A 7,916-nucleotide genomic window follows, 5' to 3' on the forward strand; every position below is an offset into this window, starting at 1 on the left:
GATCATATCTGGTATCGCTGTGTCTATTTGAGGAGTTATGTGCGAATGATCCGTCGAGGACGTGTGTATTCTGTGCAGCGTGGGTTTACAACCCTGCTTTTCCTTTTGCTTATCCTTGTCGTAGTTGGTTGTAGCTCAACTCCAGCCACATTAACAGGTGTCATTACCGATGCGTATACCGGTGAACCTGTTGCCGGTGCGTTGGTTGAGGTTGGCGCGAGTACCAGTACGACGAGCGATGAAGGTGTCTTCAGCGTTACCCGCTGGAGTAATCGTGATACGCTTGAGGTACGTGCTCCGCAGTATGAAGCCCTGGCTTTGCCTCTTGCAGGACGCCCCGAATTGTCTGGGACAAATGCGCTGACAGTGACCCTCAATACGTCGTTGCGCCCCAATAGTCTGACGGGCGTTGTGTTAGACGAATTTACAGGCACTCCTGTCCAAGATGCGCAGGTGTTGGCGACGTTTGATGTGACGCGGACGCTGACGACCACAACCGATCTCGAAGGGCGTTATACGCTGAGCGGGTTGCCCGAGCAGTTTACGCTTGCTGTTGAAGCTGAGAATTTTGCCGCCGCATCCGAAGAAATCACCCGCACAACAGCCTTTGATCTGAACCTGAGGCCGAATGTACTTGCCGGTACGATTACGGATCGGTATACCGCTGAAGGTGTTGCTGGGGCAACGGTGCAAGTCGGCGATGTGCGTGCCCAGACGGATGCCTCTGGTACCTATCGGGTTACGGGAATTGCCGCTGATGCGGTCACGGTCGAGATTAGTGCTGATGGATATGCAACCCTCTCGCAGGAACTCGGCCAGGTGACTGCCCTTGATGCGGTGTTGCGCCCCGATACATTGCGTGGACGCTTGATTGACAAAGATAGTGGCCAACCAATCGTTAATGCCGCCATCCTGGCGACAACAACGTTCCCGGGCACAGATGTGACCTTTGAGCGCATTGTCAATCGCGAAGATGGCAGTTTCACCCTCCCCAGTCTTCCTGAACAGGGCTATCTGCAGGTGCTCTCGCCAGGGTATCGGACTGAAATTATCCCGATTGAGCCTGGCAACGTGCCGACTGAAATTGCCCTTGAACGCTTCCGGGTCAAGGCGCTCTATGTAACGTCTGCGGTTGCCAGTGTGCCCAATCTGCTCGAAGAATATATCGAGTTGATTGAGCGGACTGAATTGAATGCGATCGTTATTGACATCAAGAGTGACTTGCGTGACGATCTCGGCATGATCTATTATGACTCACAGGTGCCACTGGCCCGTGAATTGAACCTCTCGCGCCCATATATTGATATGCCTGCGCTGGTACAACGCCTCAAAGACCGCGGCATTTATACGATCGCACGCATCCAGCTCTTCTCGCATGATAATGTGCTCTCGGATGCCCGCCCTGAGTGGTCGATTCGCGTGCGGGAGACCGGTGAAGTCTATGCGGATTATCCTGGCCCTGGGATTCGATATGCCTACCTCGATCCGACGAATCGCAATGTCTGGGAATATAATATTCAGCTTGGCGTCGAAGCAGCCTTGATGGGCTTTGACGAAGTCAATTATGACTATATCCGCTTCCCCGACTGGTTTGGTCCACGGGCTGAGTTTGGTGAGAAGTTGCTCTTCTCTGAGCCACTCGATGCGGTAAATAACCCGGGCCGGATGTTTGAGGTGATCACTGAGTTTATGGACGAGGCCCATCGTGCGGTGAATGGATCTGGGGCCAAGATGTCGATCTGTGTCTTTGGCCGGGTTGTGCTCGGTGGTTCACTCACGATTGCCCAGGATATGCAGTTGATGGGCAATTATACTGACTATATTTCCCCGATGCCCTATCCTTCGCTCTGGTGGCCCGGTGCGTTTGATTTGCCTTCACCAGTCGAAGAGCCGTACAAGGTGCTTGAAGCCGCGAATGCCGCTGGCCTCAAGACGATTGAAGGCGAGTATGCCCGCCTGCGACCGTGGCTCCAGGATCATACCGATCCCTGGTCCTATAAGGTCGTCCGCTATGGCCCGGTAGAGGTGCGGGCCCAGATTGATGCGACCGAGAAGTTTCCTGAAATTGATGGCTGGATGCTCTACGACTCGGCGAATGCCTATCGCGGTGCCTTTGGCGGCGCTGCGCGAGTTGCTCCATAGGCGGTACCCATGAGCCAGCGCTCTCCTGCTCTGTTTGTTTCGTTCATCGTGCTCGCTGTCGTCTGCGCTTCGTTTGCCCTGCTGCCTGCCGCTGCGCAGCAGCAGGGTCCTCAGACAAACCTTGCGGCGCTTACCCTCACGACCGTCACTGATTGGGAGGCTGGTGTTGCTGAGGGGGCGCTGGTGACGAATAATGCTGGCGGTGAGGTGCGCCTCGCCGATGAGCAACGCGAGGGTTCTTTTGTGTCGCCGCCTTTTGTCACCGACTTTGCCTTCAATGCCGTCGGGGCAAGCTGGCAGGCTGAGGTGCCCGAGGGTACTCGACTTGCCCTTGAGGTGCGCGTGCGTGACAGTGAGCGTGATGATGATGCTGCGGCAGGGTGGGGCGCATGGCAGCCACTCAGCGCGATTGATGCTACGACAGCTGCGTCTGACGATGAGGGTGCGTTTGTGACCCCTGCGGTGCTGGCTGTGCCAGCTACCAGTCAGGCGCTTCAGGTGCGGGCTAGCTTTGCGAGCGAGATTGAACGTGCTTCAGCGGTGCTCGAAGCGCTTACCCTTACCTACCTGAGTACGGCTCCACCTGAGCCTATTTTTGCCACGGGGTTGCCCCGTCGTCCGTTGCTCGCAGGTGGCAAGACACTGACCCCACGGCCTGCGGTTATTCCACGCACCGATTGGCGTGGCCGAGCCGAGGCGGCCCAGCCGCTGCGCCGTACACCGCGTAGCCTGGTGCTACATCAGATCGATGCCGAGGTGAGTTCCGCGACAAGCCTCGACATGGTGCGTGCGCTGGCAAGCTATCAACTGGATGTGCTCGGGTGGGAAGACCTGAGCTACCACTACCTGCTTGATGCCGAAGGTAATCTCTTTGAGGGGCGCCTTGGTGGACCAACGTCGCTTGTGTCCCGGATGGCCGCCGGGGGTGACGCTGTCCATATTGGCGTGCTTGTTCCGCGTGACGGGACGCCATCCCCGACGGCACAGGGCGTGTTGATTAACCTGATGGCCTGGCTCGGTGAAGCCTATGGCATCGATCCGATGGGGACACATCGCGTGACAGGTGATCCTGCGGCTACCGATCGTCCTAATATCACTGGGTTCACGACACTCATCGATGCTGCGCCCGAGCGTACGTCTTCACTCGATGAACTGGTGCCGCAACTGCGCCTCCTGACTGACCAGTCTACCGTGCGGGCACGCTGGTATTTTGCTGAGGGCAATGTGGCTGAGTATAGTCAACGCTTGGCCCTCTTTAACCCGACTGAGGCCGAAACTGAAGCGACTGTGACCCTTGTGCGCCCTGGCGATACGCCGGTGACCAGCATTGTGCGTATTCCAGCCAATGCCCGGGCCGACCTGACCGTGAATACCCTGCTGGATAATGCGCTGGCGTTGCCGGCGATTGTCGAGTCGAGTGCGCCTATTCTGGTTGAACGTTCGATGAGCCTGACGACCGATATTGATGGAGGCCCGGGGATTACCGAGCTCTCACGGGTCTGGTATTTTGCGGAAGGTTCAAGTGAAGGCACCCAGCGTACCTTTTTGTTGCTCTTCAATCCCAATCCTGTCAATGTACAGGCAACCCTGATCTATATGCAGCGTGATGGGCTCACCTTCGAGCAGGATGTGCAGATTGCGGCCCAATCGCGCCTCGTCATTGCCGTCAACGACATTACCCTGCCTGATGGCAGTCTCCCGCTCCTTGGGAAAAATTTCGGTGTGCAGATTGTTGCCAGTCAGCCGCTGGCCGCCGAACGTACGATGCGCTTTGGCGAGAATGGCTCGGGTCTGCATACGGGGCGTGGGATCGCGACGCTGGCACGGCGCTGGTATTTTGCCGAGGGCACAACCCAGGGCGATTTCCAGATGCATCTGCTTGTGCTCAACCCCAACCTACAACCAGCCAACGTCACGGCAACCTTTATGGGGCCTGAAGGCGAGACCGAGGTGCGCCAGTTTGCGGTGCCTGCCCGGACGCAACTTGCCATCAATGCCAATGCGATCATCCCGGATCTTGGCGTCAGTTCCATAGTTACCGCAGACCGTCCTGTCGCTGTAGAACGCTCGCTGCGCTTCAATGACGATGCTGCTGGTACGATTGGTACCGGGGCTACGGTTCCAGCCCTGCGCTGGGCTTTTGTTGATGGGCGCACCAGCGACGTCACCTACTATCTCTGTGTCAGCAATCCCGACCGCCTGCCGACCACGGTGACGGTTGATTTCAGCTTTGGTGATGGGGCCATTGGTTCACAGAGCATTGTGGTGCCTGCTGGCGCACGCTATACGATGGCTGTTCACGAAATCTACCCCGACGAAAACATTGTCTCGGCTATTGTGCGGAGCACGCGCCCGATCATTGCTGAGCGTTCGCTCTTCCCCGGCGGGGGCGTGCGTGGTGGGTCAACGAATCTGGGCATTCCGATGCCGTGAAAAGAAGAATTCCTGTGACGAACAAAGCCAGCGAAGCTGGCTTTGTTCGTCACAGGAATTCTTCTTCAATGCCGTGCCCCTACCGGGTGATGGTTGGCAGATAGACCCGCGATAACACCGTTCCGCTCTTGACGACCTGGATGGTAAGGGTCTCTTCGCTCAGGCAATACTGGGGTGACGTGCTAAAAATGCGTACGCTGGCGGTATGCAGGCCGGCCGGCAGAGCGTGTGGATCGACCGAGAGAGTCAATGTCTGACCAGTTGTGCCGCTCGCGGGGGTGACCTGTAACCAGGGTGTCTCGGCAAGATTGGTCACCTGAGCTTGCCAGGAGAGGCTTGTTTCAGTTGAACTTTCGACGATAACCTGATAGGCGGTGGTAGGCGTCTGATCATCGGCGAGCATTGTGACCGTCGTCTGTGATAGCTCAACTGCAGGAACCTGGAAGAGATCGGCCAGAGTCTGATTGGCTTGGCCAACAAAGGCATTATTGTAGCGTACCACCCCACTCCAGACATCTTTATCAAGCCACATCGCCATCGCCGTATGCTCGGGATGCGCCAAACGTTCGACACTGGCCGGGTTGAAATCGAAGTAGGCCTCATACGCTTCGCCAAGGGTCTTGCCGGCAAAGAGTGAGCGTAGGTACTGTTGGAAGGCATCACCAAACCAGTTGGCATAGTAGCCAGCGGCCCCGATGTCAAAGAAAGGATCGGCGTACTGGGCAACACGTCGTTGGGCCTCTTCGCTGCTGATCGAGCCGTCAAGACTCGAACTACCTGCGGTGAAGCAGCCATAGAGCATCACAATGGCATTGGGGGCGAGTTGAAGTTGCTGCCGAATGTCGTCGGGGAGCACAAACTGATCCTTTAGCGCCAGGCCACCCACATCCGGTGAAGGCATGTCACTCAAAAAGATCCCGTGGCCCCGGTAGAGCAGAAAATGGGCTCCCTGTGCAGCCGCCTTGATCGCGTCCCAATTGGTATGAGGGGTATAAAACCGCATCACGGTAACGCCATTTGCTTCGAGTTCCTGGGCGGCCAGTTCCATATTGACCCGTTCTTTGTTTGTCCAGGCTCCTTCGTCGCCATCAATGGGACCAACGATCAAGACGGCCTTGAGCGGTGGCAAAGCCTGGGGCGTGTTTGCTGTTGGGGCAACCCTGGGTTCAACGTGGACAGCTAACGGCGCAACTGGTGGATGCAAAGGATGCGTAGGGGTCGTGATTTGAGCATACGTCGGCAAGGGCGCACGGGCCAACAAAAGGAAGCATAGGAGCGAACAAAATAGAGATGATGCAAGATGATGGGTTTTCATAATAATCGCTCCTCGTACCTCAACTCACAAGCACAAGCCATACCAATGATGATTGGTGGTACAGACATGCTTTCAGGCTACAACGGCTTCATAATCTATTGTAGTAGCCTTCATATGGCACAACAATAGGAGCGAAGTCCTTAGACTTCGCTCCACGAGTACCAGTTTCGACTAAGACAAAAGGTTCTTCAGCTTTTCAGGCGCGGGCTCGCGCCTTTTTCTTGAAGGCGAGCAAGAGGGTAGCCAGGCCACCGGCCATGGCGGCCCCCTGGATCAAAGGCGACGGCAACAAGACTGACACCATTGAAGGCGGGTCATACGCAGCCGTCAATTGCGTTGGTGCCGCCACACCGAGGAGTTGTGAAATATTCGAGATGGTCGGATACATGACGGCAATCTGGCGGCGTGCAATCTGCTTGCGGATCATACTGAAGGGGAAGACCGAAGGCACCACAAAGGGCAGGACGACCCCATTCTCGACCAGAGTTCCGCCGAAAGCCGGGGTAAGACTGAACATCCAGATCTGGGCGACGCCAGGGGCAAAGGGGAAGCCGATGCGCCAGGCAATATTATAGGGTGGTTGCCAGATCACGACACGATTGGCCGTCGTATATTCTATGCCGCGCATGTTTTGCCGCGACTGAAAGATCGCACCAAGGCCCATCGGCCCACTGACGACCTCAACCGACTGCACTTCCCCACTACCGGCCAGTTCGGGGTGGCGGACTGGATTGCTAATCAGATCCCAGATCGCCTGCATAGGTGCATCAATCACACCACCAACCGATGCTCCAACGTATTGCATACTGAATCCTCTCTCTCACGCATCGCGACGCAGCCGTTCCACCAGCCGCGTATAAAACTGACTACTCGGACGCAACCTGACAAACGTACAGACCTTGGGACTACGCCGGACAACGACCTCATCGCCATAATGGAGCGGGAGATTCTCGCGCCCATCAACCGCTAGGATAGCATGATAATGGCTTTCAACGCGAATCGAGACCACAGCATCCTCGTGCAGCACCATCGAGGGCACATTGGTGAGATGGGGGGCAATGCCAACCAGCACAAGCGAACGCGAGCGCGGGTCAACAATTGGGCCTCCAGCAGCCAGCGCATAGGCTGTCGAGCCGGTTGCGGTTGCCACAAGGACACCATCAGCAAGATAGGTGGTCAAGGGCGAGTCATCAATCGTCACGTGGGCCTTGATCACACGGCTAATATCGCTACGTGAAAGCACCACATCGTTGAGCGCCGTAAAGGCGGCAATTGGTTGCCCTTCACGATAGAGTGCCGCTCGGATCAACGAACGTTCATCGTGCCATCCCCCACCTTGGATTACCCGCTCGAGGCCCTCGTAAATCTCTTCAGGCTGGACTTCGGACATAAAACTGAGGTGTCCAAGGGCTACGGCGAGCAATGGAATGTCCAGAGGAAAACAGAGACGAGCCGCCCGCAAGACGGTACCATCACCCCCCATTGCGACCATCAAATCAGTGTCGTGCAGTACTCCCGGCGTGTCACGTGCCTCTTGCGAGATTCCACGCCAGGTCATGACGCCTCGCTCGCGGAGCCAGGTTGCAACTTCGATCGATAGTGCTGAGGCTGGCTCTGCAAATGGATTGTACATTACCGCGACACGCCTGAGCATAACTTTTCCACCTTAAGGCAAGGCAAAGCCTTGCACTGTTCACGGTACCTTTTGACAGCACCCTGTCTTGTCCATCATGCCAAGGATACCACGGAATATAATTTGCAATATTGTACTGCAATAGTACTTTATGGTGATACGACAACAGTACCAGGGGTGCGCCCAGACCATACCGTTGTGTGATTGCGGAAGTCCTTGCAAGATGTTAAGCTTGGGATGTGAGTGTTTTTGTTCTCTGGCATCTTTGTTCCAGCACTCACGACGGTTTATCTTGATGGTTAGACTGATTTTCTGGAATTCGTAACTGTAATTTACCACCGTTCTCGCACGACATCGCAGCACCGTTCTTGCACGACATCACCGCACCGCTCT

The 7,916-nt window shown here is 56.2% G+C and carries 5 protein-coding genes; 2 read left to right on the plus strand and 3 right to left on the minus strand.

Annotated features, from left to right (window positions below):
• Positions 1–72: 72 nt before the first annotated feature.
• On the plus strand, positions 73–2,142 hold the full coding sequence (locus tag EYB53_RS14495) for a putative glycoside hydrolase (protein ID WP_371879114.1): 2,070 nt from the start codon (positions 73–75) through the stop codon (positions 2,140–2,142).
• A 9-nt stretch (positions 2,143–2,151) separates the two neighbouring features.
• Positions 2,152–4,575, plus strand: a complete 2,424-nt coding sequence (locus tag EYB53_RS14500) for a peptidoglycan recognition protein family protein (RefSeq protein ID WP_135479139.1) — start codon at positions 2,152–2,154, stop codon at positions 4,573–4,575.
• A gap of 79 nt (positions 4,576–4,654) precedes the next feature.
• On the opposite strand, the gene EYB53_RS14505 is transcribed toward EYB53_RS14500, so the two are convergent.
• The 3 genes from EYB53_RS14505 to EYB53_RS14515 form a co-directional block, all read right to left on the minus strand.
• Positions 4,655–5,890: a BACON domain-containing protein gene (locus tag EYB53_RS14505; protein ID WP_135479141.1), complete on the minus strand. Its 1,236-nt coding sequence runs from the start codon at positions 5,888–5,890 to the stop codon at positions 4,655–4,657.
• A gap of 196 nt (positions 5,891–6,086) precedes the next feature.
• The gene (locus EYB53_RS14510) at positions 6,087–6,695 is read right to left on the minus strand and encodes an SRPBCC family protein (RefSeq protein ID WP_135479144.1); all 609 of its coding nucleotides are present in this window, start codon (positions 6,693–6,695) and stop codon (positions 6,087–6,089) included.
• Between the two features lie 15 nt (positions 6,696–6,710).
• On the minus strand, positions 6,711–7,544 hold the full coding sequence (locus EYB53_RS14515) for an NAD(+)/NADH kinase (RefSeq protein WP_097655323.1): 834 nt from the start codon (positions 7,542–7,544) through the stop codon (positions 6,711–6,713).
• Positions 7,545–7,916: the final 372 nt, after the last annotated feature.

This window comes from Candidatus Chloroploca mongolica (assembly GCF_004762035.2).
Lineage (GTDB): Bacteria > Chloroflexota > Chloroflexia > Chloroflexales > Chloroflexaceae > Chloroploca > Chloroploca mongolica.